Annotated in this window: 28 protein-coding genes and 1 riboswitch; of the genes, 17 read left to right on the top strand and 11 right to left on the bottom strand. The window is 62.5% G+C overall.

Features of this window, described 5'->3' with window-relative positions; translation table 11 throughout:
* Window positions 1–14: 14 nt before the first annotated feature.
* Window positions 15–449, bottom strand: coding sequence for a 6,7-dimethyl-8-ribityllumazine synthase (locus tag N1937_RS13570; protein ID WP_162116087.1), 435 nt, complete (start codon window positions 447–449; stop codon window positions 15–17).
* 78 nt (window positions 450–527) lie between these two features.
* A riboswitch (FMN riboswitch) is annotated at window positions 528–669 on the bottom strand.
* A 247-nt stretch (window positions 670–916) separates the two neighbouring features.
* Between N1937_RS13570 and N1937_RS13565 the strand changes: the two genes are divergently transcribed.
* Both N1937_RS13565 and N1937_RS13560 read left to right on the top strand, forming a co-directional pair.
* Complete coding sequence (locus N1937_RS13565) at window positions 917–1,363, top strand: SRPBCC family protein (protein WP_017964945.1); 447 nt, start codon at window positions 917–919, stop codon at window positions 1,361–1,363.
* 120 nt (window positions 1,364–1,483) lie between these two features.
* Window positions 1,484–1,795: a GCG_CRPN prefix-to-repeats domain-containing protein gene (locus N1937_RS13560; protein ID WP_162116088.1), complete on the top strand. Its 312-nt coding sequence runs from the start codon at window positions 1,484–1,486 to the stop codon at window positions 1,793–1,795.
* 111 nt (window positions 1,796–1,906) lie between these two features.
* On the opposite strand, the gene N1937_RS13555 is transcribed toward N1937_RS13560, so the two are convergent.
* Window positions 1,907–2,131, bottom strand: a complete 225-nt coding sequence (locus tag N1937_RS13555) for a hypothetical protein (RefSeq protein ID WP_162116089.1) — start codon at window positions 2,129–2,131, stop codon at window positions 1,907–1,909.
* Window positions 2,132–2,367: 236 nt separating this feature from the next.
* On the opposite strand from N1937_RS13555, the gene N1937_RS13550 reads away from it, so the two are divergent.
* The 3 genes from N1937_RS13550 to N1937_RS13540 all read left to right on the top strand — a co-directional run bounded on the left by N1937_RS13550 (window position 2,368) and on the right by N1937_RS13540 (window position 5,424).
* Complete coding sequence (locus N1937_RS13550; RefSeq protein WP_260056390.1) at window positions 2,368–3,483, top strand: adenylate/guanylate cyclase domain-containing protein; 1,116 nt, start codon at window positions 2,368–2,370, stop codon at window positions 3,481–3,483.
* A gap of 70 nt (window positions 3,484–3,553) precedes the next feature.
* Window positions 3,554–4,198 (top strand): ArsR/SmtB family transcription factor, encoded by a 645-nt coding sequence (locus N1937_RS13545; RefSeq protein WP_222291425.1) that lies wholly within the window; start codon window positions 3,554–3,556, stop codon window positions 4,196–4,198.
* Window positions 4,195–5,424 carry an MFS transporter gene (locus N1937_RS13540; RefSeq protein ID WP_222291422.1) on the top strand — a complete coding sequence of 410 codons (1,230 nt, stop codon included), beginning with the start codon at window positions 4,195–4,197 and terminating at the stop codon, window positions 5,422–5,424. The genes N1937_RS13545 and N1937_RS13540 overlap by 4 nt, the downstream gene beginning before the upstream one ends.
* Here N1937_RS13540 and N1937_RS13535 read toward each other — a convergent pair.
* Together N1937_RS13535 and N1937_RS13530 are read right to left on the bottom strand one after the other, a co-directional pair.
* Window positions 5,411–6,346 carry a LysR family transcriptional regulator gene (locus N1937_RS13535; protein ID WP_162116093.1) on the bottom strand — a complete coding sequence of 312 codons (936 nt, stop codon included), beginning with the start codon at window positions 6,344–6,346 and terminating at the stop codon, window positions 5,411–5,413. The genes N1937_RS13540 and N1937_RS13535 overlap by 14 nt on opposite strands.
* 194 nt (window positions 6,347–6,540) lie before the next feature.
* Complete coding sequence (locus tag N1937_RS13530) at window positions 6,541–7,464, bottom strand: phytanoyl-CoA dioxygenase family protein (protein WP_170255087.1); 924 nt, start codon at window positions 7,462–7,464, stop codon at window positions 6,541–6,543.
* Window positions 7,465–7,561: 97 nt separating this feature from the next.
* Between N1937_RS13530 and N1937_RS13525 the strand changes: the two genes are divergently transcribed.
* The 3 genes from N1937_RS13525 to N1937_RS13515 all read left to right on the top strand — a co-directional run bounded on the left by N1937_RS13525 (window position 7,562) and on the right by N1937_RS13515 (window position 10,129).
* The gene (locus tag N1937_RS13525; RefSeq protein ID WP_162116095.1) at window positions 7,562–8,386 is read left to right on the top strand and encodes a helix-turn-helix transcriptional regulator; all 825 of its coding nucleotides are present in this window, start codon (window positions 7,562–7,564) and stop codon (window positions 8,384–8,386) included.
* Window positions 8,387–8,576: 190 nt separating this feature from the next.
* Window positions 8,577–9,683 carry an AI-2E family transporter gene (locus N1937_RS13520; RefSeq protein WP_162116096.1) on the top strand — a complete coding sequence of 369 codons (1,107 nt, stop codon included), beginning with the start codon at window positions 8,577–8,579 and terminating at the stop codon, window positions 9,681–9,683.
* A complete protein-coding gene (locus N1937_RS13515) occupies window positions 9,680–10,129 on the top strand; it encodes a potassium channel family protein (RefSeq protein WP_017964935.1) in 450 nt (149 codons plus the stop codon). Before N1937_RS13520 ends, N1937_RS13515 begins: the two co-directional genes overlap by 4 nt.
* 96 nt (window positions 10,130–10,225) lie before the next feature.
* Here N1937_RS13515 and N1937_RS13510 read toward each other — a convergent pair whose 3' ends face one another.
* On the bottom strand, window positions 10,226–11,248 hold the full coding sequence (locus tag N1937_RS13510) for an LLM class flavin-dependent oxidoreductase (RefSeq protein ID WP_170255226.1): 1,023 nt from the start codon (window positions 11,246–11,248) through the stop codon (window positions 10,226–10,228).
* Window positions 11,249–11,365: 117 nt separating this feature from the next.
* On the opposite strand from N1937_RS13510, the gene N1937_RS13505 reads away from it, so the two are divergent.
* On the top strand, window positions 11,366–12,190 hold the full coding sequence (locus tag N1937_RS13505) for a class I SAM-dependent methyltransferase (protein WP_260056389.1): 825 nt from the start codon (window positions 11,366–11,368) through the stop codon (window positions 12,188–12,190).
* 101 nt (window positions 12,191–12,291) lie between these two features.
* Here the strand turns inward: N1937_RS13505 and N1937_RS13500 are convergent, their stop codons facing one another.
* The 3 genes from N1937_RS13500 to N1937_RS13490 form a co-directional block, all read right to left on the bottom strand.
* Window positions 12,292–13,173, bottom strand: a complete 882-nt coding sequence (locus N1937_RS13500; protein WP_162116163.1) for a transglutaminase-like domain-containing protein — start codon at window positions 13,171–13,173, stop codon at window positions 12,292–12,294.
* A 72-nt stretch (window positions 13,174–13,245) separates the two neighbouring features.
* A complete protein-coding gene (locus tag N1937_RS13495; protein ID WP_260056388.1) occupies window positions 13,246–13,959 on the bottom strand; it encodes a DNA helicase in 714 nt (237 codons plus the stop codon).
* A 286-nt stretch (window positions 13,960–14,245) separates the two neighbouring features.
* Window positions 14,246–15,397: an ROK family transcriptional regulator gene (locus N1937_RS13490; RefSeq protein WP_260056387.1), complete on the bottom strand. Its 1,152-nt coding sequence runs from the start codon at window positions 15,395–15,397 to the stop codon at window positions 14,246–14,248.
* A 207-nt stretch (window positions 15,398–15,604) separates the two neighbouring features.
* Here N1937_RS13490 and N1937_RS13485 point away from each other — a divergent pair, with 207 nt between their 5' ends.
* The 6 genes from N1937_RS13485 to N1937_RS13460 all read left to right on the top strand — a co-directional run bounded on the left by N1937_RS13485 (window position 15,605) and on the right by N1937_RS13460 (window position 21,719).
* Window positions 15,605–16,912, top strand: coding sequence for an extracellular solute-binding protein (locus N1937_RS13485; RefSeq protein WP_260056386.1), 1,308 nt, complete (start codon window positions 15,605–15,607; stop codon window positions 16,910–16,912).
* Window positions 16,913–17,027: 115 nt separating this feature from the next.
* Window positions 17,028–17,918: a carbohydrate ABC transporter permease gene (locus N1937_RS13480; RefSeq protein WP_260058956.1), complete on the top strand. Its 891-nt coding sequence runs from the start codon at window positions 17,028–17,030 to the stop codon at window positions 17,916–17,918.
* A gap of 4 nt (window positions 17,919–17,922) precedes the next feature.
* Complete coding sequence (locus tag N1937_RS13475) at window positions 17,923–18,840, top strand: ABC transporter permease subunit (RefSeq protein WP_260056385.1); 918 nt, start codon at window positions 17,923–17,925, stop codon at window positions 18,838–18,840.
* Between the two features lie 2 nt (window positions 18,841–18,842).
* Window positions 18,843–19,949 (top strand): ABC transporter ATP-binding protein, encoded by a 1,107-nt coding sequence (locus tag N1937_RS13470; protein ID WP_260056384.1) that lies wholly within the window; start codon window positions 18,843–18,845, stop codon window positions 19,947–19,949.
* Between the two features lie 112 nt (window positions 19,950–20,061).
* Complete coding sequence (locus N1937_RS13465; protein WP_260056383.1) at window positions 20,062–20,892, top strand: glycerophosphodiester phosphodiesterase family protein; 831 nt, start codon at window positions 20,062–20,064, stop codon at window positions 20,890–20,892.
* The gene (locus N1937_RS13460) at window positions 20,889–21,719 is read left to right on the top strand and encodes an inositol monophosphatase family protein (RefSeq protein ID WP_260056382.1); all 831 of its coding nucleotides are present in this window, start codon (window positions 20,889–20,891) and stop codon (window positions 21,717–21,719) included. The genes N1937_RS13465 and N1937_RS13460 overlap by 4 nt, the downstream gene beginning before the upstream one ends.
* Window positions 21,720–21,827: 108 nt before the next feature.
* Here N1937_RS13460 and N1937_RS13455 read toward each other — a convergent pair whose 3' ends face one another.
* Window positions 21,828–22,385, bottom strand: coding sequence for an RNA ligase family protein (locus N1937_RS13455; RefSeq protein WP_260056381.1), 558 nt, complete (start codon window positions 22,383–22,385; stop codon window positions 21,828–21,830).
* A gap of 453 nt (window positions 22,386–22,838) precedes the next feature.
* On the opposite strand from N1937_RS13455, the gene N1937_RS13450 reads away from it, so the two are divergent.
* Window positions 22,839–23,585: an SDR family oxidoreductase gene (locus N1937_RS13450; protein WP_260056380.1), complete on the top strand. Its 747-nt coding sequence runs from the start codon at window positions 22,839–22,841 to the stop codon at window positions 23,583–23,585.
* 197 nt (window positions 23,586–23,782) lie between these two features.
* Complete coding sequence (locus N1937_RS13445) at window positions 23,783–24,442, top strand: metallophosphoesterase family protein (RefSeq protein ID WP_260056379.1); 660 nt, start codon at window positions 23,783–23,785, stop codon at window positions 24,440–24,442.
* A 101-nt stretch (window positions 24,443–24,543) separates the two neighbouring features.
* Here the strand turns inward: N1937_RS13445 and N1937_RS13440 are convergent, their stop codons facing one another.
* Both N1937_RS13440 and N1937_RS13435 read right to left on the bottom strand, forming a co-directional pair.
* Window positions 24,544–24,894: a hypothetical protein gene (locus tag N1937_RS13440; protein WP_017964920.1), complete on the bottom strand. Its 351-nt coding sequence runs from the start codon at window positions 24,892–24,894 to the stop codon at window positions 24,544–24,546.
* Window positions 24,895–24,899: 5 nt separating this feature from the next.
* Entirely contained in the window at window positions 24,900–25,709 is an 810-nt protein-coding gene (locus tag N1937_RS13435; RefSeq protein ID WP_260056378.1) for a DUF899 domain-containing protein, read from the bottom strand.
* Window positions 25,710–25,799 lie beyond the last annotated feature (90 nt).

Genomic DNA, 25,799 nt, shown 5'->3' with positions numbered 1-25,799 from the left:
CGTGCAGGAAGTTCCTACGCAGCAAGGGCGGCGCGGGTTTTGCCGATCGTCAGAGCCGCCTTTGCTGCCTCGCGCCCTTTCTCGACGAAATGTGCGCGGTAGATCTGCTTGTGATGCTCGGTTTCCTGATACTGATGCGGCGTCAGCGACACCGACAGCACCGGCACACCGGTATCCATGCCGGCGCGCATCAGCCCATCGACGACGGCCTGGGCGACGAATTCGTGGCGGTAGATTCCGCCGTCGACGACGAAGGCGGCGGCAACGACAGCGGCATAGCGTCCAGTTGCCGCAAGATCGCGCGACAGCAGCGGCATCTCGAATGCGCCGGGAACATCGAACACATCGATCTGCTCGGGCGGAATAAGCTGATGAAAGCCATCAAGGGCGCGGTCGACGATGTCGGCGTGCCAGCTGGCTTTGATGAAGGCATAGCGGGTGGGTGTCATGGTAATCTCCTTTGGCGAAAAGACACATCACCCAAGGCGATCACGAACGTCCCCGACAGCCGCAAGGGCGGCAGGAACGCACGTTCTCTTTCATCCGGACTATGACCGTCGGCTCAGGCATCTCACCTGATCTGCTGACCCTTCCTGAGAAGGCGCTCGCGGGCTCGCAATCTGATTACACACCGCCGGTAGGGACTTGCACCCCGCCCTGAGAACGGTGCGAACAATAGGGGGAAGGCGACGGGCTGGCAATAGGTCGAAATGCTTCGCGGCCAATGTAGGATCAGGGCTCCGAAGCGGCGATTTCGCTTGTTGGTTGATCGCGACGGGCAAGCCCTCTTGCTGAGGATGCGCTTGCGCCTACATGCATCCAGTGAGGACATTCACGTCAGAATAGCACGGCAAGACAGGATGCGCCGTCTCCACCGGAGGCGGGCAGGGCCGTGGCAACCACGGGAGAGAGAGAGATGCAAGACCCCTTCGTCGTCCACCGCGAGGCGCATATCGCGGCGCCGCCGGCCGCGGTGTTCGCGCTGATGACCGACCCGGAAAAGATCCTGCGCTGGATGGGAACGGAGGCGCAGGTCGAGCCGCAGCCTGGCGGGCTCTATCTTGTCAACGTCACCGGCGCCCGCTTTGCGCGCGGCTCGTTTCGAGAAGTGGTTCCGGTTCATCGCCTTGCCTATAGCTTTGGCTGGGATGGCAGCGAAGTGGTGCCGCCAGGGTCGAGCCTGGTCGAGATCGACCTGATCGAGCAGGGGGGCGGAACGCTGCTGCGGCTCACCCATAGCGGCCTGCCGAGCGCCGAGCAATGTGCCGGCCATGCGGAAGGCTGGGCGCATTACCTGGGGCGGCTGACCGAGGTCGCCGCCGGGCGTGATCCGGGTCCCGACGCTTTTTACGGCAGAACTTGAGCGGTTTCCTCGCGGCCCAACCACGCTCTCTGCGCGCGTCAAACATGAACGCGCAATTCATCTCCAGTTCAATTTAGCGGCCATAAGCTCGGGGTGGCTGGATTGAAAATGGAGTTCTCGATGAAGGCACTTTCTATCGCGGCTGCCTTGCTTGCCGGCAGCCTCTCGTTCGGCACCGCGGAGGCGATGCCGCTTGGGACAATCAATGTGCAGAGCAATGTCACAAAGGTCGACTACGCCTGCGGTCGCGGCTGGCATCTGACGCGCTGGGGCGAATGCCGGCCAAACTGGAGACGCCCGCCGCCGGTAGCTTTCTACGGTGGTCCGCCCCGCTGGGGCTGGGAGCGGCGTCACCGGGATTGGGATGGTCCGCGCTGGCGCCATGAGCGGCGCTGGGATCGCGATCGGCGTTGGCGGGATGATGATGACTAAGGGTCTCGCTTAGGTGAAAATGGACGAAGGCCGGAGCGATTTCGCCCGGCCTTTTCTGATGAGATAGGTTCGTCGACGCTGACCGGCAGCGTCCTCCCGATTTGTCTACGGTCAGATCCTGCTGACGAGCCAGTGCTTGTCGTCGATCAATTCCTCGAGCTCGACGGGATCCTTGACGCCGAATTCGAACCATTCGACAAGTTCCTTCGCCTTGCGGCTGCTCTCCTCCGCCGTCAGTTCGACCTGATATCTTTCGCACCATCGCCGAAGGATCGACGTCAGCAGCGTCATGTCGTTTCCATCCAGCGGATCTTTCGGCCAGAATGTCGTACCCATCGCACCCCTCAATCACACGATGATGAACGACCTTATAATGGAATCAAAGTCGCGCAAGTTTAAAGTGTTTATTTTTCGTTTTCCACCGCGGTGGTTTTCGACAGGGGATGCGGTCGTCCTTTTGGGGGCCACAGGTTGAGTCGATGGGAACGTCCTCATGGACATTCGGAGTGGCTGCCTGCGCTCACCCGGGGGACATCCTTGCGGCCGCCCCGGTCAGCGTGCGATGTTAAGCCATGGATCTGCCGTCTCCCCTTGCCTGGCTGGTTGACGAGGCCGGTGCCTCACCCAGTCCCGAATGGTTTCTGGCCGAACTCGGACGCCGGCTGCTGGCCGATGGCTTGCAGCTTTTGGGCGGCGCGCTGACGCTGTCGGTGCCGCATCCGATCATCGCGCGGCGCACCTGGCTGTGGCGGGCGGAGACCGGCGCTGTCATTGAGGCTTTGGCCTTTGCCGCGGCTCCGCGGAGCGAAGCCGGGCGCGAGTGGCTGGCCGGGCTCGGGCCGGTATGGGAGGACCGGATCGGGCCTGCGCAGGATAATCGGTCGGACAGCCCGCTGCTCGGCTGGGCGAGGGTTTCCAGCGGGGAAGGGGCAGGTGCATTCGGCCCGGCCGAGGCTGGCCTGCTGCGCGAGGTCGCGCGTTTTGCCGCAGCGCCGCTCGCCGCTTTGGCGGCGCGCGAGGCGCGGGCAGCGCTGCTTGAAGCCTATCTCGGCCGCCGTAGCGCCGCGCGAGTGCAGGCCGGCGCGCTTGCCCGCGGATCCGGCGAGACCATCCGCGCCGCCCTTCTTTGCGCCGATCTGCGCGACTTCACCGCCCTCTCCGAGGTGACCGAACCTCACGTGATGATATCAGCACTGGACGCCTGGTTTGACCGCGTCGCCGGCGCAGTGCATGCCTTCGGCGGCGAGGTGCTGAAATTCATCGGCGACGGCGTGCTGGCGATCTTTCCGGTCACGGCTACGTCAGGCGAGCGCGACGCAGGCCGAGCGGATCGCGAGGCCTGCGAGGCCGCACTTCGGGCGGTCGCCGCCAGCCGTGCCGGCATGGCCCATCTCGATCAGCTGCGCCAGGCGCAGGGGCTGGCGCAGCTGCCCTTCGGTGCGGCGCTGCATTTCGGCGAGATCCTGTGGGGCAATATCGGCGCGGCCGACCGGCTGGATTTTACCGCCATCGGCCCCGCCGTCAATCTGGTCAGCCGGCTGGAGGGGCTCTGCAAGCCGCTCGGCCGAAGCGTGCTGATCTCGGGCACGGTGGCAGCGAATACGGCGACGGCGCTGACGCCGCTCGGAGAGCACACCTTGCGCGGCATCGCCGACCCTTGCGCTGTCTTTGCCCTGCCGACGGATTGAGCTGCGGCAGCCAAGACAGTTTTGCAAAGAAAGATTTGCAAAAATATGTTTGTAATACTAGGCTGGCGGCATGAAAACACCGCGCCCGCAGCCTGCTCAATCAGTCACCGCACCCCGCACTATCAGCCGCGTCGTGCCCGATCCGACCGCGCTGAAGGCGCTGGCGCATCCAGTCCGATTGCGCATGCTCGGCATGCTCAGGGTCGATGGACCTGCGACGGCGACGCAGCTGGCAGTGCGGCTCGGGTTGAACAGCGGCGCCACCAGCTATCACCTGCGTCAGCTTGCCCAATACGGCTTCATCGAGGAAGCGCCGCATGCTTCGCGGCGCGATCGCTGGTGGCGCGCCAGCCACGAGCTCACCTCGGTGCCGGCAAGCGAGATTGAGGGCGAAACGCTGGATCTCGATCTCGCCTTCAACCAGGCCGCACTCTCGCTGCAGGTCGGCCAGATGCAACAGGCGCTGGAGGAATATGCCGAGCTGCCGGCAGAATGGCGCAAGGCGAGTACGGCCAGCGACATCATCATTCCGATGACGGCGGAACAGGCCGAAGCCCTGACCAAGCGGCTGACCGATATCATTCTCGAAGCGATGCGGGTGGCTCCGCCTTTGGGAGAGCTGGCACCCCCGGATATGGTTCCGTTCTCGATCATGCTGCACGCCTTTCCCTATCCGGGCCGGCTTCCGCACCGCGAGGGGGATGACGAGCCATGAGAAGGGGTGGGCCATTCCTGGCGCTTGCCGCAGCCGAGACGCTTTCGCTTTCCGGCACGCGGCTGTCGACCATCGCTATTCCCTGGCTGGTGCTGAGCACGACGGGCAGCCCGGTTCTGACCGGGCTGACGGCGATGATGGAAATGCTGCCCTATGTCGCCGCCAAGGCGCTCAGTGGGCCGCTGATCGACCGCGTCGGCCCGACGCGCATCGCCGTCGTCTGCGATACCGCCTCGGTGGCCGTGGTGGGGCTGGTGCCGCTGCTCGATCTCTTTGGCCTGCTTGATATGCCGCTGCTCCTGCCTGTCGTCTTTGCCATGGGCGTGCTGCGCGGCCCTTCCGATGCCGCCAAGCAGGCGATGGTTCCCGAAATCGCCACGTTGGCGGCCATGCCGCTCGAACGGGTCACCGGCGTCGTCGGTGCTATCGAGCGGCTGGCCTCGACGGCGGGGGCAGCCGGCGCCGGCGCGCTGATTGGTCTGATCGGCTCGGGGCAGGCGCTCGTCGTCAATGCCGTCACCTTCGCCGCCGCTGCGCTGATTGTGGGAGTCGGCATCCCCGGGCCGACACGCGGCGCGCCAGAGGCTCGGCCCGGCGGGATGTCCTCCTATTTCAGCGATCTCAGGGAAGGCTGGCGCTTTCTGCGCGGCGATGTGGTGCTTGTCAGCATCGCCACCATGGTGGCGACCACCAACCTACTGGACCAGGCTTATCACGCCGTGCTGCTGCCCGTCTGGACACAGAGGTCGGGCCATGGCCCGGAATTGCTGGGGGCGATGTTTTCGGCCTTCACCGGCGCCTCGATCGCTGGTGCTGCAATTGCCGCTGCGATCGGCGAGCGGATGCCACGCCTGATGGTCTATACCGTGGCATTCCTGCTGACCGGATTTCCGCGTTTTCTCGTTGTTGCGCTGGATGCGCCGCTCGCCCTCATCTTCATCACCCTGGCAGTCGCAGGATTTGCATCGGGTTTCCTCAATCCGATCCTGTCTGCGGTGATCTTCGAGCGCATCCCCAAGCCGTTGACCGGCCGCGTTACCGCGATGAACGCCGCCCTCTGCTTTGTTCTCATCCCCTTTGGCGGTCTCGTCGGTGGCGCGCTGATCAGCATGATCGGTCTTGCCGCGGCGCTTTCGCTCACAGGCTTCGCCTATTTCGCCGCTACCCTCTTTCCCCTGGCGCTGAAAAGCTTTCGCGGATTCGACAAGGCTATCACCCAGAGCTAGCGTCGCGGTTGCGTGCCTGGCCCTGGTCTCCAAGCTCCTCGACCATCAGATCGATGAAGCGGCGGACACGCGGCTCCAGCAGGCGCTTGTCGGGATAGAGAGCGACGATCTTTGCGTCGGCAGTTTCGAGGCTGGGCAGGACCTGCTGGAGGCGCCCGGCGACGAGATCGTCGGCGACGAGAAAATCGGGAAGGAGGGCAATCCCCAGTCCCGCCAGGGCGGCGTCGCGGATCGCCTGTACGCTATCGAGCCTCAGACGGCTGCGCCCTTGCGCTTTGACCCAGGGACCGCCTTCACCGCGAAAGCGCCAGCCCTGCCTTTGATTGCGGCTGGCAAAGATGAGGCAGTCGTGGGCCATGATATCGTCGATATCGCCCGGCTCGCCGCGCTCGGCAAGGTAGGACGGCGAGGCGCAGAGCCGCGCCTTGTAGCTGGCGATGACGCGCGAGACCAGGCGGGTGTCCAACGTCGTCGTCGCGCTGATCCGGATCGCCAGATCGAAGCCTTCCTCGATAATGTCGGCCAGGCGATCGGTGAAGTTCACTTCGACCTGGATATCGGCCCAGGCCCGAAGATATTTTTCAAGCAAAGGCAGGACGACGAGCCGCCCGAAGGCATCGGGAACGGTGAGCCTGAGAACACCTCGCGGCGTGCTGTTCTGCCCTGCCACACTCGCCTCCGCCTCGTCGACCGATGCAAGGATCTGCAGCCCGCGCTCGTAGAACATCCGGCCTTCGTCGGTCAGGCTCAGCGTTCTCGTCGTGCGGTTGAGCAGACGCGCGCCGAGCCGGTCCTCCAGACGGATGACCGCCTTGCCTGCCGCGGAACGGGACAGGCCCATCGCCTGGCCGCCGGCGATAAAGCTCCCCGCATCGACGACGGCCATGAAAACCAGGATATCGTTCAGGTTCGTACGCGGCATGAGGCAACTCGAGCGGTTCGGCTACGTCAATAAGTCGGGCAATCATGGGATCGTTCAAGGCCCGGACCATCAACGCCGATCGCGGCAGTAAGGTCCCCACGCTTTGCTCTATGTGGACGTCCCTTCGCCAATCAACCTGCTACAGCAGCCATCGCCCCGGATCGCAGGTCAAAGATGGGCACTGGAAAGTCGGGCTACAGCATGTCGCCGAGGCTCCAGTGGTTGTTCCAGCGGACGTCGATCTCGTCGTCGACATTCTGATATCTTATGTCGGTGGAGAGGCGCAGCCGCCGGCTGCGGTCCTGATTGATGGTCGAGGCGTGGATCATGTAGGGCGAGTGGAGCACCACGTCGCCGGCCTCGTAATCGGCGGCGAGCCAGCGGGTGTCGAAACGCTCTGCCATATCGGTAAGATCCTTCGAGACCCAGCCGCCTTCGCTCATGTGGCTGTTATAGGCACTGATCTGCTCTTCCGGAGAAAGATCGCCGCTTGCCGCCCTGAATTCGGCCTCCAACTTGGTGCCCAGAGCATGCGAACCGTCGAGATAGACCAGGCCGCCCATCTCGGCGGGGGTGTCGCCGATCGGTATCCAGGCCGTCACCAGGCGGCTGGTGCCGCCGCGGAGATAGACGAGATCGTAGTGGGCGGGCGTGGCTGTCAGCGATCCCGGTTGGACGAAGCGCATGATCTTGCGCTTGTGCAGATAGGAGATGCCCTGCAGGAAATCGTCCATGAAGCCGGCGAGCAGTGGTTGCGCACAGAAGCCTTCATAGGCGGCGGAGCGGACGAGCGACATAAGGCGCCGGTCCGCCAGGCTTCTGTCGAAGCCACCGGCAGACGCGATCCCCAGAGAAAAATCGCTGCCCGGCTCGACCAGTCCGGTTTCGGCAAGGCGTTCGAAGACCCAGTGGCGGAAATCGATGACATCGACCCGCGGCAGAAGGCCTTTTAGCCAGACATAGCCATCGTGCTGGTAGCGGCGCCGGATGGCGTCGACGCCGATGGCGGGATCGGTCGGCATCAGCCAGCCCGTCCGCTCCGCAGGCAAGGTTTTGCCATGGGCGGCAAGGGGAAATTCCGGCCTTCGGATCTGCACGGCCTCCGCAGCAATTGACATTTCACTCCTCCGTCGCTTGAGTTGGCTTGCCATCAATTACCTGATCCGGCGCGCCAACCGACATAGAGGAAATTCGTAGCTGGACTTTTCGCTCACCATGAGAGACCCAGAGGCCATCTATAGGACGCCCCTTGCCGCTGCCGGCGGACTTGCTGTTATCGGCAGCGGCAGGCAGCAGGCCCGCCGTGCGGTGACGGACCGAAAACTGCCGAGTTTTGCCATTGTGCTAGTAGAGCGCGGGCAGGGCTGGCTGGACACCGCGGCCAGCGGCCGCCTGAGCCTCACCGGGCCGATCCTTTTCTGGCTGTTTCCGAACCGCGTGCATTCCTATGGTCCCGATGAAGGCGGCTGGGACGAGCGCTGGGCGCTTTTCGAAGGGTCGTTCACGCGAGACTTCGTCCGGTTGAGGCTCATGACCGAGCGACAGCCCGTCGTGGCCTTGCATCACGTAGATGAGATGGTGCGGCTCTTCGGCAGCCTGCATGCCGACCTGCTCGACGATACTAACCTCGGGCAGGCATCGGCGGCCTTGATGCTGCATCGCATCGTCATATCGGCCGCAAGACAGGCAAGCGGCGCGGCCGATCAGCGCCGAGACAGGCCCGACATGGCCGAAATCGTCGAGACGCTGCGGCAACGCGCAATGCTACCGCTGGACCTTACAGCCTTCGCCGCCGAGCACGGCATGTCGCCGGCGACGCTGCGCAGGCGGTTTACGCTCGAAACCGGGCTGCCGCCCAAGGCATTCCAGCTTCGTGCGCGCATGGACCACGCCAAACAGCTCTTGGCAACCACCGACGAGAAGATAGAAACCATCGCCGCCATGGTCGGCCTGGATGATCCGTTTTATTTTTCGCGTGTCTTTCACGAACGCGAGGGCTGCAGTCCTCGCCAATTTCGCGCCAGGTACACCAGGGGTTGAGAGCCCGGCAGCGGTGGCCGTATCCCGTTTTCACGAAGTCGTGTATGATGATGGGGCGTTGGAGACGATCTTTCACGGCGTTGGCAAAATCTTCGCGGCGCAGGTCAGATACCGGGTGGGAAGGTTTCGTTGTCCGATGCGTGAACGTCCGGCTTCGCTCGTTGGCGGAGACCGGGCCGGGGGAGGGGAAATGACGTCGAGCGCTTCGAATGTGGATCTCGCGCCGCCGAGACCGTCCATCATCCATGCGGCGGTTCAATTGGGAGTCGTCGCGCTTCTGGTCTATGTCTGCGCCAGGATCATGTTGCCGTTCCTCGGCATTCTGCTTTGGTCAGTGATCCTGGCGGTCATGCTTCATCCGTTGCATCTGCGCCTGTCCGATCGGATCGGCAATCGCTGGTCGGCATCTCTCATTGGGATCGTCGGCGTTGCCGTCGTGCTAGTGCCGATGCTCGTCGTGATTACATCGCTTGGGTCTTCCATCTATTGGCTTGTGTCCAGTTTGCAGAACCATAGCCTGACAATTCCGCCGCCTCCAACGTGGCTTGCCGACCTGCCGGTGGTCGGAGCGAAGATCTCGGAAAGCTGGTCGCTCGCTGCCGCCAACCTGCCCTCGGCATTGCGTCAATACGGCGAGATGCTGAGCAAGCCTGCTGCGTGGCTCGCATCCTTCGCTGGTGGCCTGGCCTCTGGCGGCCTGTCCTTCGTTCTTTCCATCGCGATCGCCGCCGTGCTTGTCGCTTATGCCAAGAGTGCTGCAGCTTTTGCCCTCAGTCTGCTGGAACTCGTCACCAACAGCAGGGCGCGGGGTGCCCGGCTCGTCCACCTGACTGCCACAACGATCCGGGGAGTTGCGGTCGGCGTGGTCGGTGTGGCGGCAATCCAGTCGATGCTCGTTGGTATTGGCTTCTTCGCCATCGGGGTTCCGGCGGCCGGTGCCCTGACGGTCGTCACGTTTTTGTTGGCAGTCGTGCAGATACCGCCGCTGCTGCTGACGCTGCCTGTCATGGCCTATGTCTTTGTCACGGAAGCGACAACACCGGCAATCATCTTCGCCATATGGTCTTTCATCGCCGGGCTGAGCGACAATTTGCTCAAACCCTTGATGCTCGGCCGTGGATCTGATGTGCCGATGCCGGTCATCCTGGTCGGTGTCATCGGAGGGATGATCGCTGACGGCCTTCTCGGTATATTTGTCGGCCCCGTGCTGCTGGCCGTCGGCTTCGTGTTGCTGATGGAATGGCTGCATCAGCGCCCGGTCGAGGACGGCCCCCGGATCGAAGGTCCGGCCCCATGATCAAGGTCATTGGTCTCGGCCTGCTTGCGATGGCGATCTGCCTCGCACTCCAGGCGCTGGCTTCGGTGCTGGCTGCGCGTTATTTTGCTCACGCGCGCACGCAACCCGTGGGCCGAAAGCCCTGGCGGAGGGTCTTCCTGCAATTCTCGGTTCTGATGATCGTGCTCATGCTGGGCAATATCCTCCAGGTCGCTTTTTGGGCACTGCTATATCGCGTGCTCGGTGCCTTCGAGGACTTCGAAACGGCCATGTATTTTTCGGGCGTCACCTTCACGTCGCTTGGTTATGGCGACGTGGTGCTTGACGGCCGTATCCGGCTGCTTGCGCCGCTGCAGGCAGCCAACGGGCTGATGATGTTCGGGATCACGACGGCGCTGTTCTTCTCGGCCATCCAGCAGGCCATGGGGAAATTGGCTGCGGCAAATCAAACAGTGCATGAGCCATAGAGTGCCGCAGCAATTCAAAGTGTTACAGCGTCCTTTGCGCGTCTGAAAAGACACGCGGCGCTGTAGCCGGCGAAGACAGCCTGTCGTGCCGCGGCGTCAGCGCCAACCCATCGCAGGCGCGACGTGGGTGAGGATCGCTTCAATGACATGGGCGTTGTAGTCGACGCCGAGCTGGTTGGGGACGGTCAGCAGCAGGGTGTCTGCCTCGGCGATGGCTTGGTCTTCAGCGAGCTGCTTGATCAAGGCGTCGGGTTCGGCGGCGTAGCTGCGGCCGAAGATCGCCCGGGTCTTCTCGTCGATGAAGCCGATCTTGTCTTCACCGTCGTTGCCATAGCCGAAATAGGCGCGGTCGCGGTCGTCGACCAGTGCGAAGATGCTGCGGCTGACCGAGACGCGCGGCTGGCGCGTGTGGCCGGCTTCTTTCCAGACCTCGCGGTATGCGCGAATCTGGTCGGCCTGCTGGACGTGGAACGGTTCGCCCGTCTCATCGTCCTTCAGCGTCGAACTCTGCAGGTTCATCCCGAGCTTGGCTGCCCAAACGGCGGTGGCATTCGAGCTTGCGCCCCACCAGATCCGCTCGCGCAGGCCCTCGGAATGCGGCTCTAGGCGCAGGAGGCCGGGCGGGTTTGGAAACATCGGCCGTGGGTTCGGTTTGGCAAATCCTTCGCCGCGCAGCACTTCGAGGAAGACTTCGGCGTGATGGCGGGCCATATCGGCCTCGCTCTGGCCCTCTGGCGGGGCATAACCGAAATGGCGCCAGCCATCGATCACCTGTTCGGGCGAACCGCGGCTGATGCCGAGCTGCAGGCGGCCGCCGGCGATGAGGTCGGCCGCACCGGCATCCTCGGCCATATAAAGCGGGTTCTCGTAGCGCATGTCGATGACGGCGGTGCCGATCTCGATCCGGCTTGTTCTCGCGCCGACGGCTGATAGCAGCGGGAAGGGTGCGGCCAGCTGTCGGGCGAAATGATGCACGCGAAAATACGCTCCGTCGGCGCCGAGCTCCTCGGCCGCGACGGCAAGGTCGATCGACTGCAGCAGCGCGTCGCCGGCCGAGCGCGTCTGCGATTGGGGCGAGGGCGTCCAGTGTCCGAACGAGAGGAAACCGATCTTCTTCATGCCGATGCCGCACCTTGGTCTGTTGCGTCTGGGGTTGATGCGTCATGGCACAGTTTGGGGCCGGAAGACAATCGGAACCGGATGGCTGGATCGATGAAAACCAATTGACATAAACGTGTGTTACAGCCTCTGCTTATGCGGCGAGAGCATGGAGTTTTTGATGGATCAGCGCAGGGGCTCTTCCTTTTCGGAAACCGACGTTGTCGCAAATTACCGGTATCGCCCACCTTATCCCGATGCCGTATTTCGAAAGCTTCTGGCAATTGCGCCGCGATCACAGCATCTCCTGGATATTGGTTGCGGGCCTGGAAAAATCTCCCGCCCGCTGGCGGTGCGTTTACAACAGTCACGGCGGTTGATCCCTCGGAGCATATGATCGCTCTCGGCAGATCGCTGCCGGGCGGTAACGCGCTGAATATCCGGTGGGTAGAAAGTTTCGCCGAGGACTTCCCGACCAGCGGTGAATCTTTCGACCTGACGGTCGCAGCGGCAAGCATCCACTGGATGGATCATGGCAGGCTGTTTCCGCATCTTTTGGCAAACGCCACAGCAGGTCATGTCATGGCCGTGATTTCCGGAGACGACCCGTTCGAACCTCCATGGCAATCGGATTGGCATTCTTTCCTGCGGAAGTGGGTGCCGGAGGTGACGGGTCAGCCTTTCGATCACGACAAGAGGTCCGAGGGCATGCGAAGCTACCAGAGCTATCTCAACCTCTGCGGCAGCGAACAGTTCGTATCAGAGCGTCCCTTTGAGCAGAGCGTCGCGGATTTCATCTCCTGTCAGCATTCGCGCGATACGTTTGCACCTTCGAAACTCGGCGACCAGATCGCAAGCTTTGACGCGGAACTCTCGGAGCTGTTGCGCTCTTATTCGACTGATGATCGGTTGAGCTTCATTGTCCGCACCGGGATTGTCTGGGGTGAAATCAAGCCGATCTGACAAGAGACGATGTTCCTATGACGAGTACAGGAATAGTGTGCCTACGGCGGTGTAGCGCGCGAACGCGTCATGCACCGGCCGATGATAGTCTCATTGCGTGATCACGCGCCGCCGACATCCTCCAGTTGCTTGCGCACGCCATTGAAGACCTGCGCCGGCACGCGCAGTCCGGCATCGTACTGGTAGAGCGCCCGCAGTTCCCCGAAGCGTTCGTCCACGTCGGTCGTCAGGGCGGAGAGATGATCAAAATGCGCCAATCCATCCGGAGATATTTCTTCCTCGGGCTGCGGCATCGCTCCCCAATTGTCCCAGGGGAGCATCTCCATGTTGTTAAGGGCCGCAAAGTCACGCACGAGGTTCATGGCGATGAACCAGAAGCCAGACTCGTCGAAGATGCCGAATTTGTCTGGATCGGCTGCGCCGGCGCGGCAGCGCTGCCAGGTTTCGCCGGCGCTGAGGAATTTGCCCGGCGGCTGGTCGAGGGGATCGAAATCGAGCTGCAAGGCGGCGCGCTGACGATCGTCGATCTGGAAGTCCGCAGAGATCCAGCGCTCTCCGTCCCAATATTCGGCGATCCAGTGATCGATGCCCTTACCGACCTCGAAATACATGCCGAAGCCGCAGCGGGCACGCGCCGGGACGCTCTGGGCCTTGAGTGCCGCGCAGGCGAGAACGGTGAAATGGCGGCACACGCCGATGCTGCGCTTCTCCGGTGGGCGCGGGATGTCGAGCGGGGCGGGATCGATTTCCATGATCGTATCGAGTATCTCTCGCGCCGGCCGCGTGTGTGACTGCGCCCTTCGCGCCGGGGTGAGCGGCTGATTGTAGTGCGGAGCCCAGGCTTCATGCAGCAGCGCGCCTTGCACGGCCGCAGCAACGGTTTCGACGCCCTTTAGCGCAGCAAGGGCAGGGGCATGCGACCCGGCCGATGTCATCGGGCCGGGGCGCATGTAGAAATCGACAGGGCTCTCATATCCGCTCATGTCGGGCAGTATGATAAAACCGGCGTGGCAGGGCAAGGTCCCGCGGGCTCGCGAGCGGGTCACGGCAGGTCCTTATCGCGCAGCCTGAAATGCCACCTGGCCGTTGTTCAAGAAGCACATCTTGTCGAACAGTTTCAAGTCGAGCGGGTTCGGCAGCCTGATATCGGCGATATCAGGCAGGGGCTTTTGCGATCGCTCGTAGGATCGATCGATCTGGGAGATGAAGACCACGATCAAGCCGCGCTCGCGGGCGAAAGCCTTCAGAGTGCAGACCTGGACGGAGAGTTCGGGGTTCTCCCGCCTCTGGTCGAGCAGTTGTAGATAGTCGATGACGACGAGCGTGCCGCGCGGTGCGGCCGCCAGTCTCTCGGCGATGTAGGCGGAGCTGATAGCATCGGAGCCGTCGAATTCGAACAGACGCTCGAATCGTGCCCGGTCGACACCGATGGCGCGAAAGCGATCGACAATATCCTCTTCCGTATATTCCAGCGAGAAGAACACACCTGGACGGCCTGATTTCATCGCCTCGACGGCGAGTTCGAGCCCCATCAGGGTCTTGCCGTGGCCGGGCCGGGCGCCGACGAGCAGGAGATCGCCGGGCCGCAATTGCTGAAACAGCTTGCCGGCGGGTGCTTCCGCCGCTGCTTTTGCCGCAAGCAGGCTCCAGCCGCCGTAGCCTTCTTCCAGGGCTATGCGGTCGAGCGCCTGGTGCAAGGGCATGTCCTCGGCTCGGGAAAGCTTTCTGGCTTTACGCTTCAGGTGATAGATAGGCGCAGACATCTTCATTCATAAACCTCCTATTGCGAGCGGTTTTCGCAATCCCTCCTTATGCAAGATGCTCGAACAGTCGGCTCGGTTCAGGTGGCCCCACATGAAGTCTGCTTTCCCGATGGAGGGGGGAGGCGTGGGCTACGCCAGAATCAGATCATAGCGCAGGAACGGCCGGCCGAAAATCGCCTGCGTTGCCTCCCGGCGAAAAATGCAAAATCTCCTCAAGCGGAAGTAGTGGGAATTGCCGTAAACGGCTGAGAGGGAGCCGATTTCTGCCCGATGGGCCGCGAAGTCGCTCGGATCAATAATAGGCCGATTTGAACGGGGCGATGGCGGCTCCCATAGCCGATGCGTCGCTTGCTATCTCGGAGATGATCAGCTTCGGGCGAGGGCGTGGCACGCCGTAACGGGGGCGGTCGAAGATCTCGGTGCGGTCGATCAAAAGCTGTGCCAGAGCGGAGGGAATTTGGCCGCCGAAGACGATCCCTTGCGGATCGAAGATCGCCCAGATCGCGTTGATGAGGCGGCTATAGGCAGGCGCCACCTCGTCCACCCATTCCACGACGCCTGGCCATTTCGGGTCGAAATGCTTGCGCATGTAGCTGATCGAGGGAACATCGACGCCATTGCGGTTGAGGTTTTCGATCAGATATTGCAAAGCCGGCCGGCGCTTGTTCTCCTCGGCGTCGTACATGCCCGAGAATTCGCCGGCATTGCCGATGCCGTTATGCAGCAGCTCGCCGTTGCTGACCAGGCCGCCGCCGAAGCCGTAGTTGAAGCTCAGATAAGCGAAGTGCCTGATATAGCGGCCGGCGCCGAACATGGATTCGGCGACCGTTCCCGCCTTGCCGCCATTGTGCACCCAGACCGGCTTGCCGAAAAATTCCGACAGTAGCGGCCCAAGTTCGATGAGCGACCACTCGTGCAGCGGCAGCGGGGCGTTGTAGCGGGTGCCGCTGACGTGGAAACCGGCGATGGCAAAGCCGATCCCGAAGAAAGTCTCCTCGGAGAGGTCGTTCTCTCTCTGGTGTTCGACCAGCTGCTCCAGGACGAGATCGAGCGACTGGGCCATCGAACGTTCCCGCAGGATGATGCTGCTTTCGGCCAGCACCTTGCCAGATATATCCATCAGGCAGATGCCGATCACGTCGGTATTGACCGAGATGCCGCACGAATAGGCGTAGCAACCGTTAAGCCGGAGCGTTGGGCTCGGCTGGCCACGACCGGCGCCGGGTTTTGGCGAGCCGAAGGAAATGATGCCGCGTTCCTCCAACTGGTCGATGATCCGGTAGACGGATTGCTGGGTGAGGTCGGTGTGGCCGGTGACTTCGGAGCGCGACAGCCCGGGGTGACGCCAGATCAACCTCAGCAGATCGCGTTCGTTCGAAGAGACGACGCCACCGCCTTCGCGAAGGAAGTGCTGGGCGATCAGCGGCTCCGGGAAATAGGTCATATCAGCACTTCCTTCGTCAATAATTACTATAGGCGTGTAGTAATTATTGCTGTTGTCTCCAGTATTTGCATCCATGCGCTATAGCAGCAGCCCTGCTTTGCGACAAGCGGCTTGCGCCCGTCACCAAATTGTTACACGTGATGTGTAATAAAGTGCCGTCACGGCGTCGGCGCTGGAGGCCGGCCAATCAAATCAGGTGAGGGCAAGATGAAGATTTCCATTCTGGCGGCTGCGGCCGCGTTGACGGCGGGCGCATGTTCGGCGCAGGCCGCTAATATCGAATTCTGGTACGGCAATACCGGCGTCGTCGAAAAGGCGATCCAGGACCAGTGCAGCGCTTTCAATGCCGCACAATCGGAGCATCACATCACCTGCGTCGGCCAGGGCAGCTACGAAGTGTCGATGCAGAAGGCAATCGCCGCCTTCCGTGCCAACAACCACCCCGTCCTCATCCAGTTCTTCGACGCCGGCACGCTCGACCTGATGCTGTCAGATGCCGTCGTGCCGGTCCAGGCGGAGCTGCCCGAGGTCAAGTGGGGCAATTATATCGCTGGCGCGCGGGCCTACTACGAAACCTCCGGTGGCGCGCTTTTCGCGCAGCCCTACAATGCCTCGACGTTGCTGTTCTATACCAACAAGACCGAGCTTGAGAAAGCCGGCATCACCAAGACGCCTGCGACCTGGGAAGAGATCATCGAGGCCGCCCGCAAGCTTAAGGCTTCAGGTCATGCCTGCCCCTTCACCACAGATGGCGATACATGGCGCGTGCTCGAACAGTTTTCCGCCCGCCATGGCCTGCCGATCGCCTCAAAGCATAACGGCTATGACGGTCTCGACGCCGAATATGTGTTCAACACGACCTTCGCCGCCAAGCATCTCCAGAATCTGATCGACTGGCGCAAGGAAGGCCTCGTCAAGCTCAATGCCGATACCAAGGCCGGCAACTTCACCGCCGCCTTCAACACCGGCGAATGCGCCATGATGGAGAATTCCTCGGGTTCCTATACCGCCTCGGCGAAGGCGTTCGAAGGCAAATACGAGCTCAGCATCGGCATGGCGCCGATGTATGATGGCTACGAACGACACAACACCTTTGTCGGCGGCGCCTCGATCTACATCATGAAGGGTCATGACAAAGCCGAGATCGAAGGTGCCAAGGCCTTCCTCGACTTCCTGCGCCGTCCCGAACAGCAGATGTTCCTGACCGCCGTCACCGGCTACGTCCCCGTCACCAACGACGTGATGGATGCGATCGCCAAGAGCGGCGAGGCGAACTCGCCGAAATATGCGACGGCGGCCGTCGGCATCGAATCGATGAACCAGCCGCGCACGCCAGATACCCGCGGCATCCGGCTGGGCTTCTATGTACAGTTCCGCCAGGTGTTCATGGAAGAGACCCAGAAGGCATTTGCCGGCCAGGAGACCATGCAGGTGGCGCTCTACAACGCCAAGAGGCGTGGCGACGAGCTGCTGCGTCGCTTCGAGCAGACCTACAAGGGCGTGAAGATGCAGTGATCCCGACATCTCACGCGCGGGACGTTTGGACGTCCCGCGCACGGGCGCGCGTGCTCCCGTGTCCGGCATGGGAACCCATACACCCATGCCGGTCCTCCCAATGCAGGGCTTCTCCATGATGTCGGAATCTTCTCTCTTCAGCCATCGCTGGCTGCCGCTTTTGCTGGTGGCGCCGCTCATGCTGCTGATCGCATTTTTCTTCTACGTGCCTGTTTTTCAGGCCTTCTACTGGTCATTCTTCCTCGAACGCCCCTTCGGTGGCGGTTCGATGTTCGTCGGCTGGGACAATTTCGCTCGGGTGTTCTCCGATCCGGAGTTCTGGGAGGGCTGTTGGCGCACCATCGTCTTCATGGTCACCGCCTCCTCACTCGCGGTGGTGGTCCCGCTGATCCTTGCGGTCGCGGCCGACCGGAAGATCCGCCTGTCGTTGCCGGCGCGCAATGTGCTGGTCTGGCCGAAGGGGGTTGCCGGCGCTTCGATCGGCGTCGTCTTCGCCTTCATCTTCAATCCGTTCGTCGGCGTGCTCGCGCCACTCAACTCAGCCTTTCCGGGCATCTGGGCGCCCGGCATCGACGGCACGGATGCCTTCATCACGCTGATCGCAGCGCATGTCTGGGGCGGCATCCCGTTCAATTTCGTCATTCTGCTCGCTGGACTGCAGTCGATCCCGAAGACCATTCACCAGGCAGCCGCAATGGATGGGGCGGGGCCGTGGCGGCGGATTTTCGACGTGCAACTGCCGCTCATCATGCCGCAGCTCTTCCTGACGCTGGTGCTCGAGTTCACCGAAAGCGTCACCTCGGCCTTCGCGCTGATCGATACGATCACCCGTGGTGGTCCGGGCGCGGCCACCACGTTGCTCGTCTACAAAATCTACACCGACGGTTTCAGCGGCTACGACCTCTCCGGCGCCTCGACCCAGACGGCGATCCTGATGGTCTTCGTCGTCCTCCTCACCGCCGCCCAATTCCTCTTCCTCGGCCGGCGCATCAACTACGAGCGGTGACCCCATGATCGAAAACGCACGTTCCCTCAATATCGCAGCCAGCCTCGTCCTCATCGTCGGCATCGTCTATATCCTCGGGCCGCTGTACCTGACCCTGACGACAGCCTCGCAATCCTATGAATTCATGTTGCGCAACGGGCTCGCCTGGTATCCCGGCGACCAGTTTTTCGCCAATGCGGCGCACATCTTCACCGAGACGCACATCCCGATCCAGATGCTGAACAGTCTGGTGGTCGCCTTCGGCGACGCATTCGCGACCTGCGTCCTGTCGCTTCTGTCGGCCTATGCCATCGTCTATTTCCGTGTTCGCTGGGCGGGTGTGGTCTTCGCGCTGATTCTGGCGACCATCATGCTGCCAATCGAGATCCGCGTCATCACCACCTACCAGGCCGCGTCGAACGTGTTTTCGCCGGTTAACGCGCTGCTCGATATCACCGGTTTGAACGGGCTGATCGCCCAAGTCTTCGGCGCGCCGGTAAAGCTTGAATGGAGCGTGCTGAACACGCATTTCGGACTGATCGCGCCGCTTGTGGCGCATGGCACCGGCACCTTCCTGTTCCGCCAGTTCTTCCTCACCTTGCCCAAGGATCTGCTCAAAGCGGCGCGCATGGATGGGGCGGGGCCGATCCGCTTCCTTTTCGATATCCTGCTGCCCTTGTCGCGCACCAGTTTCGGCGCGCTTTTCGTGCTGACCTTCCTCAGCGGCTGGACGCAATATCTCTGGCCGCTGGTCGCCGCCTCGACGTCAGACATGCAGACCGCCGTCGTCGGGCTGGCGCGGCTCGTGCCGGATTCGGACGGCGAGATTCCCGACTTTCCGATGATCATGGCCGGCGCCGTCATCGTTTCCATATTTCCGCTCGCGATGATCGCGCTGCTGCAGCGCTATCTCGTCCAGGGCCTTGCTCTCACGGAGAAATAGCCATGAACGCCATCGACATAGCCATTCGCGCTGCTGCCGCCAACATCACGCTGTCAGGCGTCACCAAGGCCTATGACGCGGAGACCGTCATCATTCCGCCGATGGATGTCGAGCTCAGGGCCGGTGAATTCAGCGTCGTGCTCGGTCCCTCCGGTTGCGGCAAGTCCACGCTGCTGCAGATGATCGCGGGGCTGGAGCGGGTAAGCGGCGGCACGATCGTCATCGGCGGCCGGCAGGTGCAGGATCTGGAGCCGAAACACCGCGGCTGCGCCATGGTGTTCCAGAACTATGCGCTCTATCCGCATATGAGCGTCTTCGATAACATCGCCTACAGCCTCAGGGTCGCCGGCATGGCGAAGGCCGAGCGCATCGAGCGGGTCGGCGCGGTGGCGAAGATGCTTGGGCTGTCGGACTTCCTCGGCCGCAAACCGGTACAGCTTTCCGGCGGCCAGCGCCAGCGCGTCGCGATTGGCCGCGCCATCATACGCGAGCCCGGCGTACTTCTATTCGACGAGCCCCTCTCCAACCTCGACGCGCAGCTCAGGCACGACATGCGTGTCGAACTTGCCGAACTGCACCGGCGCATCGGCGCCACCACCATCTTCGTCACCCACGATCAGGTGGAGGCGATGACGCTGGCCGACCGCATCCTCATCCTCAACAAGGGGCGGATCGAACAGTTCGACACGCCGAAGGCGATCTATCACCAGCCGGCCTCGGTCTTCGTCGCCAAATTCATCGGCGCGCCGCCGATGAATATCCTGCCGGTCACCGGCGACGGCACAGTGCTCAGGCTCGCCGACGGGCAGGTGGTGGCGCAAGCCCGGCTTACCGGCGACTATAAGCTCGGCATCCGGCCAGAGGATATCCTGATCGGTGGCGGGGCCAACGGACATGTGGTCACGTCAGCTCTGCGGTTTCGCGAGGATCTCGGCTCGCACGCGATCCTGGCAGCCGCGCTCGGCGGCTCAGTCATGAGGATCGCGACAGCCTTCGGCGTCGAGATGCCGGATCACAGCCAACTCTCTCTCAATTTCCCTGCCTCCCGCCTGCATCTCTTCGATGCGGAAAGCGGCAGGGCCATACCAGGCGCATTCGGCGCAAACTAGAACATTACCGTTTTTCTCCGAAACACGGAAACGTTCTAACTCTTTGGTTTAACACAATTCCGGACGCAAAGCCGCTGCGCACTCTTGCTGGAATTGTTCTAGAGGAAATCCCATGAAATACATCGACCACATTGCCGACCCGTCGCGCGCCTGCGCCATCGTCGCCCATCGCGGTGCCTGGCATCAGGCTCCCGAAAACAGCCTTGCGGCAATCGAGAATGCGATTGCCGGCGGCTATGACATCGTTGAGGTGGATATTCGCCAGAGCGCCGATGGCGTGCTGTTCATTCTGCACGACGACACGCTAGAGCGCATGGCTGGCATCGATCGCATCCCCGAGGAGATGACGATCGCCGAGATCACCAGCCTGCGGCTGCGCATGGCCGATGGCGGGCCGGACCAGCCGTTCACGACGCAGACCGTTCCGACGCTGGAACAGGTGCTCGAAACCGTGCGCGGCCGCATCTTCGTCGATCTCGACCTCAAGGACCTTGAGATGATGGGCATCGTCGCGGCCAAGGTCAAAGAGATCGGCATGGCCGACCAGGTCGATCTCAAGGCTCGCGCCGACACGCCGGAGGCGCTGGCTTGGCTCGCCAGGCAGCCCGGGATCGACGGCATTCCGTTCATGGGCCAGGCGTTCTTCAGGGTCGGGAGCGCCGAAGAGACCGCCAAGGCAGTTATCGCGGCGCGCCCCTTCATGTGCGAAGCCAAGTTCGATGCGCTTGAGACGCTGGCCGGCCAGCACACGCGTCTGCGTAACGCCGGAATCTCGCTCTGGGTCAACACGCTCGATCCGGTCTCCTGCTGCGGCTTGACCGATAGTGCGGCGCTTGCCGATCCCGACGCGATCTGGGGACGGATGATGGCGGCCGGCATCAGCGTCATCCAGACCGACCAACCCGCCGCGCTTAAGGCCTATATCGAGGCACGCCGCGCATGAGGGAGGTGTCGGATGACGTATTCTTCGCCGTGATGGAGGATATGCGCCAGGCGGCGAAGGCGGAAATCCTGCCCCGCTTCCGCGGCATCACCGCCGAGGGCATTCGCACCAAGACCGCGCCCGACGATCTGGTGACCGATGCCGATCTCGGCGCCGAGCGACGGCTCACCGAGGCGCTTTCGGCGCGCTTTCCCGAGGCACTGCTCATCGGCGAAGAAGCGGTTTCGGCCGATCCCGCCGTATTGGCGCGGCTTGCCGACGCCGATCTCGCCGCGATCATCGATCCTGTCGACGGCACCTGGAATTTCGCCCACGGCCTGCCACTGTTCGGCATGATCGTGGCGATCGTCTCCGGCGGAGAGACCGTGGCCGGGCTGATCCACTATCCCGTGACCGGCGAATTCCTCGCCGCCCGGCAGGGGCGAGGGGCGTGGCATATTGCCGGCGACGGCACGCAGACCCGGCTCAGCGTCGCGCCGCCGAGGCCGATCGGGGAAATGCACGGCTTCGTGCCGCTGCATATGTTTCCCGCCGAGGAGCAGCCGGTCTACGCTCGGAGCATGCTGCACTTTGCCCGCACCACCACATGGCGCTGCTCGGCCTATGAATACCGGTCGGTGGCATCGGGGGCGATGAGTTTTTCGCTGAACGCCGAGCTCAAACCCTGGGACCACGCCGCCGGCGTGCTGATCCATCACGAAGCCGGCGGCTACGGGGCATTGCTCAGCGGTGAAGCCTATCGTCCCGCGATGACCAAGGGCCGGCTGCTCTTGGCGCCGGATGCCGAGAGTTGGAAGGCGATCCGCCGCAGTTTTACGGAGGGGTGATCGCGGGTGTGGTTCGGCATTGCGCCGGTGTGAAGTTTGGCAGAAGCGCCCCCCATCCGCCATGCCTGTGACAATCACAGGAATGGCGGATGGGGTGGCGAGCGGCCGTCAGTGATTCGCCAAACGATTGGGAATGAGTTCCGACTGCATCCAATGCGTTTCACTTTGAACGTGGTTGTCCCGCACATATTTGCCCATGCGAACTGGCATTTCGGTTTCTGGGAAGGCATCAGCGATCCGAACGACAAACCCCTCCTGCCTGGTCCTATCCAGCGAGGCCGCAGTATCCTCGAACAGGCCGGCTTTGTATGGTCCCCGATACAGAGTCGACACGGGAACGATGCTCAGTTCTTCGAACCGAGCCAGGGTCAGATCCCAGGATTGAACTTCGCCTTCGATAATCCATGCAAAGCCGAGGAAGTATGACGGCAGATCATCATAGCCGATCGAGTGCCGGGCATAGAGGTTCTCGCCCACGATGCGTTCGCCGTCTGCCAGTTGCGGGCTGATCCCGGCGGCAAAGGCTTTAAGCCAATCGCGCGACGAATGGTAACGGCTGTCGGGGCTGCGGGCGTGAGACCCACTCCGATGAATGGTCGTGTTCTCACCATCCATTTTCTCGGTGATGACAAGATCGGCGATCATCAGCCCGTCAAGCTTCGCCATGACCTTATCGTCGCTTGTCGCTCCGGGCGAAATCGGCAGTGGTAGGTTCGTCCGTATTTTTTCATGGGATGAAGGCATAGCGTTGGCGATCGCACAATGTAAGGTCGCCTTCGGGCTACAAGCTGGCCCTGATGGTATGTAACGTCCGGCTTTATTGATGCGCCAAGCGTCCGTGGATCGGCATCTTCGGCGACTGCCACGGCGATCGCTGATGGGTGCCCTGTCTTGTTGTCATCCTACGATCCATTGCGGCTTCTTCGAGCGGTCTCTGCTGCCCCCGGAACCGCGCCTGCGCGACGATGGTCACGAACGCCTTGTGCTCCGCGGAGTCGCTGCCGCGCATTATGCGTCGAAGTCCACATAGTCTGTTCGATTTATATAGCATTGTTGCTATGATCATCGCAGCCTAATTGCCGATAATTTCACCCTGAACAAAAAGACGGGAGAGCCGGTATGCAGACAGATAAAAAGCTCAGTGGCAGGGTCGCCCTCATTGCCGGCGCTTCGTCTGGCATAGGTGCGGCGACTGCTCTGGCGCTGGTGGAGGAAGGGGCAAGTGTGGTGATCGCCGCCCGCCGCATGCCGCGCCTTGAGGCGTTGGCGGAGCGCATCCGCGAGCGCGGCGGTGAGGTCCTGCCGATCGAGGCCGACGTGTCCGACGAGGCACAGGCTGCGGCGATGGTGGAGCGGGCGATCGGCGATTTCGGCAGGCTCGACATGCTGCTCTGCGTCGCCGGCGTCGGCGTTGCCGCGCCGTTCCGAAACACGACCACCGCCGAGTATCGGGAGATGGTCGAGGTCAACTTCCTCGGGCTGCTCTATCCGATCCATGCGGCGTTGCCGACGATGCAGCGGCAGGGCGCCGGCCATATCGTCATCGTCTCCTCCGGCACCGGCCGGTACATTCATCCCTCGACGGTCTATTCCGGAACCAAGCATGCGGCGAGCGCTATGGCGGAATCGCTGCGGCGCGAGATTGGCCGGGATGGCATTCGCGTCACCTGCATCGAGCCTGGGGCCGTCAGGACCGAGTTTACCTCCCATATGCGCGCCAGTGTCCGCGAGGCGGTGGAACAAAGGCTGGGCGACATCGAGCAGCTGGAGGCCGCGGACGTCGCCGCGGCCATTGTCTATGCGGTGACGCAGCCGCGCAGGGTCAATGTCAATATCCTGACGCTCTACCCCACTGAACAGGCGTGAGCGTTGTGGCGATTGCCTCAAGCGGAAGGAGAGCCAACCGCCATAAATGCCGGAGATTGAGTCGGTTTTCGCGACGGCGACTGACTTTCGTTCGCTATGATGGGCCGGCGGCGGGCGGTACACGCCTCGGCACGATGTCCTGGCGCGCCTCCACGTCCTTGGCCGCGGGCCGTCGCAGCAGCCAAGAGGGCTGAAACATGCGCTACACGTTCGCCATAGGTGATATCCACGGCTGTATCGATCCCCTGAACAGGATGATCGATCTTATCGAGGCCTATGCGCCTGAAGGGACCGTCGTCTTCCTTGGCGACTATATCGATCGCGGGCCTGACAGCAAAAGTGTCCTCGACCGGATCATTGCCGGTCCATCGGAGCCTTGGAGATGGATCTGCCTGAAAGGCAATCATGAGGATATGATGGTGGCTGCCTATACCGACGGTCTAAGCAGATCCGTGTGGCTCGGCAACGGCGGGCTGGAGACCGAAATATCCTATGGCGGCAGGGTTTTGCCGCAGCATCTGCAATGGGCGGCCGATCGTCCGCTCATGCATGTCGATCGGTACCGCATCTTCGTCCATGCTGGCGTCGATCCGGCATTTCCGTTTGACCGGCAGAGCCAGGACAATCTTCTATGGATGCGGTTCGTGGCCGGTGAGCCGGGCGAATATTGGGGCAAGCACCTCGTCCACGGCCATACGCCATCGATGTCGAACCCGATGACGACAGGAAATCGCACCAACATCGACAGCGGCTGCGTCTTCGGCGGCAAGCTTTCCTGTGCGATCTTCGACGACGATATTGCCGGCGGGCCGATCGACTTTATCGAGGTGAGGGCACGAACTTGGTCGCTTTGGTAAGGGCTAAGGCCGGACGCGGTTGAGCGGAAGTGCGGCTAGCTCCCTCTTCTCCCTGCTGGGGAGAAGAGATATCGGCGGCGTCGCGGAGCGTTATCGGTCGCTCAGGCTCGCCAGCTGGCGGCGAGCCGCAGCCAGGGCGCCAGGTGGAAGCCGCTCATCAGCAGGTACATCGGCGCCATTCCGCCGATCGGGAAGGCATCCTGCGTCGTTGTGCAGATCATGTCGATGCTGCCGGTCGCGGCTGTCAGCAGCGCCATGACCGCGAATGTCGGGGCGGCGGCGAGCGACAGCCAATCAGCGACGCGGCCGGCGGTCCGGCCGCCTGGGCTCGCCATACCAGCGCTCGGTTTACCAACTGATCCGTCTGCGGCGGCGGCCAGCGAGAGCCATTCGGCGGCGTTGAGAGCGACGTTGCCGTCGCCTCGCTCCGGAGTGTGGGCGGAAAGCAGCATCGGCGTCACTCCTTGCCGTACCGGTCGTGGTGGCGCCACCAGATGCCGGTTTCGTTGCGGCCCTTGGGGGCGCGGTCGAGCCATTGGTACATGCCCCACAACCCGTCCAGGCCGCGGGCATAGCTGGAATAGCTGTGGTAGACGGCGCCGTCGGCAAGCTCGAAGGCGCTGACTCCGGGCCGGTCGCGGGTATAGGTCGCGACATCCGTTTCGGTCATGGCGGCGATCTGGGCGACCGGTCCGTCGCTGCCGCGCAGTTGCCATTCTTGCACGGTCCTGCCGGCCAATGGTTCGGAAGCGGACTGTTCGGGAGCGGGCGGCTCGCGGCGGTAGTTATATTCTATCCCGCCCTGGCGCTGCTGCTCGGGGGTGAACCACACGCTGAAATCGCTGTTGAAGTCGCTGCCGGAGGAGGAGGCCCAGGGAAAGCTCCAGTCCATGCGCTGCCGGAATGCCAGAAGCTTTGCCAGCGGCGCGCGCGAGATCGCGGTGAAGGCGACGTCGTGGTTTTCTAGATGGACGAAGAAGCCGTTGAAGCCGTCGGCGATCGAGGAGCAGGAGGGGCATCCGGCGGTATAATCCGGCCCGAACATGAAGTGATAGACGAGGAGCTGCGAACGGCCGCCGAAGAGATCCTTCAGCGAAACGTTGCCGGCCTCGGTGTCGAAGCGGTATTCCTTGTCAATCCTCACGCGGGGCAATTGCTGGCGCTTCATCGCCAGCGCGTCGCTCTGCCGCGTCAGCGCCTTCTCCTCTTCGAGCAGGTCGAGCCGCGCTTCCAGCCACTGCTGCCGTGTTCCGAGTTGTATCGTCATGGGTCTTCTCCTTTGCCTGTTTCTCGTCGTACCATCCCGGCGCGGGTTGCTTGCCGGTCGACGACAAAGCTACGGCCGGGCAGGGCAAGG

The organism is Rhizobium sp. WSM4643, assembly GCF_025152745.1.
In the GTDB taxonomy this organism is placed as follows: Bacteria; Pseudomonadota; Alphaproteobacteria; order Rhizobiales; family Rhizobiaceae; genus Rhizobium; species Rhizobium leguminosarum_I.
This window is presented reverse-complemented; position numbering and strand designations above follow the sequence as displayed.

Coding starts and splice junctions, on each gene's coding strand:
- N1937_RS13570 (WP_162116087.1), bottom strand. CDS start 449: ATGACACCCACCCGCTATGCCTTCATCAAAGCCAGCTGGCACGCCGAC.
- N1937_RS13565 (WP_017964945.1), top strand. CDS start 917: ATGCAAGACCCCTTCGTCGTCCACCGCGAGGCGCATATCGCGGCGCCG.
- N1937_RS13560 (WP_162116088.1), top strand. CDS start 1,484: ATGAAGGCACTTTCTATCGCGGCTGCCTTGCTTGCCGGCAGCCTCTCG.
- N1937_RS13555 (WP_162116089.1), bottom strand. CDS start 2,131: ATGGGTACGACATTCTGGCCGAAAGATCCGCTGGATGGAAACGACATG.
- N1937_RS13550 (WP_260056390.1), top strand. CDS start 2,368: ATGGATCTGCCGTCTCCCCTTGCCTGGCTGGTTGACGAGGCCGGTGCC.
- N1937_RS13545 (WP_222291425.1), top strand. CDS start 3,554: ATGAAAACACCGCGCCCGCAGCCTGCTCAATCAGTCACCGCACCCCGC.
- N1937_RS13540 (WP_222291422.1), top strand. CDS start 4,195: ATGAGAAGGGGTGGGCCATTCCTGGCGCTTGCCGCAGCCGAGACGCTT.
- N1937_RS13535 (WP_162116093.1), bottom strand. CDS start 6,346: ATGCCGCGTACGAACCTGAACGATATCCTGGTTTTCATGGCCGTCGTC.
- N1937_RS13530 (WP_170255087.1), bottom strand. CDS start 7,464: ATGTCAATTGCTGCGGAGGCCGTGCAGATCCGAAGGCCGGAATTTCCC.
- N1937_RS13525 (WP_162116095.1), top strand. CDS start 7,562: ATGAGAGACCCAGAGGCCATCTATAGGACGCCCCTTGCCGCTGCCGGC.
- N1937_RS13520 (WP_162116096.1), top strand. CDS start 8,577: ATGACGTCGAGCGCTTCGAATGTGGATCTCGCGCCGCCGAGACCGTCC.
- N1937_RS13515 (WP_017964935.1), top strand. CDS start 9,680: ATGATCAAGGTCATTGGTCTCGGCCTGCTTGCGATGGCGATCTGCCTC.
- N1937_RS13510 (WP_170255226.1), bottom strand. CDS start 11,248: ATGAAGAAGATCGGTTTCCTCTCGTTCGGACACTGGACGCCCTCGCCC.
- N1937_RS13500 (WP_162116163.1), bottom strand. CDS start 13,173: ATGAGCGGATATGAGAGCCCTGTCGATTTCTACATGCGCCCCGGCCCG.
- N1937_RS13495 (WP_260056388.1), bottom strand. CDS start 13,959: ATGAAGATGTCTGCGCCTATCTATCACCTGAAGCGTAAAGCCAGAAAG.
- N1937_RS13490 (WP_260056387.1), bottom strand. CDS start 15,397: ATGACCTATTTCCCGGAGCCGCTGATCGCCCAGCACTTCCTTCGCGAA.
- N1937_RS13485 (WP_260056386.1), top strand. CDS start 15,605: ATGAAGATTTCCATTCTGGCGGCTGCGGCCGCGTTGACGGCGGGCGCA.
- N1937_RS13480 (WP_260058956.1), top strand. CDS start 17,028: ATGATGTCGGAATCTTCTCTCTTCAGCCATCGCTGGCTGCCGCTTTTG.
- N1937_RS13475 (WP_260056385.1), top strand. CDS start 17,923: ATGATCGAAAACGCACGTTCCCTCAATATCGCAGCCAGCCTCGTCCTC.
- N1937_RS13470 (WP_260056384.1), top strand. CDS start 18,843: ATGAACGCCATCGACATAGCCATTCGCGCTGCTGCCGCCAACATCACG.
- N1937_RS13465 (WP_260056383.1), top strand. CDS start 20,062: ATGAAATACATCGACCACATTGCCGACCCGTCGCGCGCCTGCGCCATC.
- N1937_RS13460 (WP_260056382.1), top strand. CDS start 20,889: ATGAGGGAGGTGTCGGATGACGTATTCTTCGCCGTGATGGAGGATATG.
- N1937_RS13455 (WP_260056381.1), bottom strand. CDS start 22,385: ATGGCGAAGCTTGACGGGCTGATGATCGCCGATCTTGTCATCACCGAG.
- N1937_RS13450 (WP_260056380.1), top strand. CDS start 22,839: ATGCAGACAGATAAAAAGCTCAGTGGCAGGGTCGCCCTCATTGCCGGC.
- N1937_RS13445 (WP_260056379.1), top strand. CDS start 23,783: ATGCGCTACACGTTCGCCATAGGTGATATCCACGGCTGTATCGATCCC.
- N1937_RS13440 (WP_017964920.1), bottom strand. CDS start 24,894: ATGCTGCTTTCCGCCCACACTCCGGAGCGAGGCGACGGCAACGTCGCT.
- N1937_RS13435 (WP_260056378.1), bottom strand. CDS start 25,709: ATGACGATACAACTCGGAACACGGCAGCAGTGGCTGGAAGCGCGGCTC.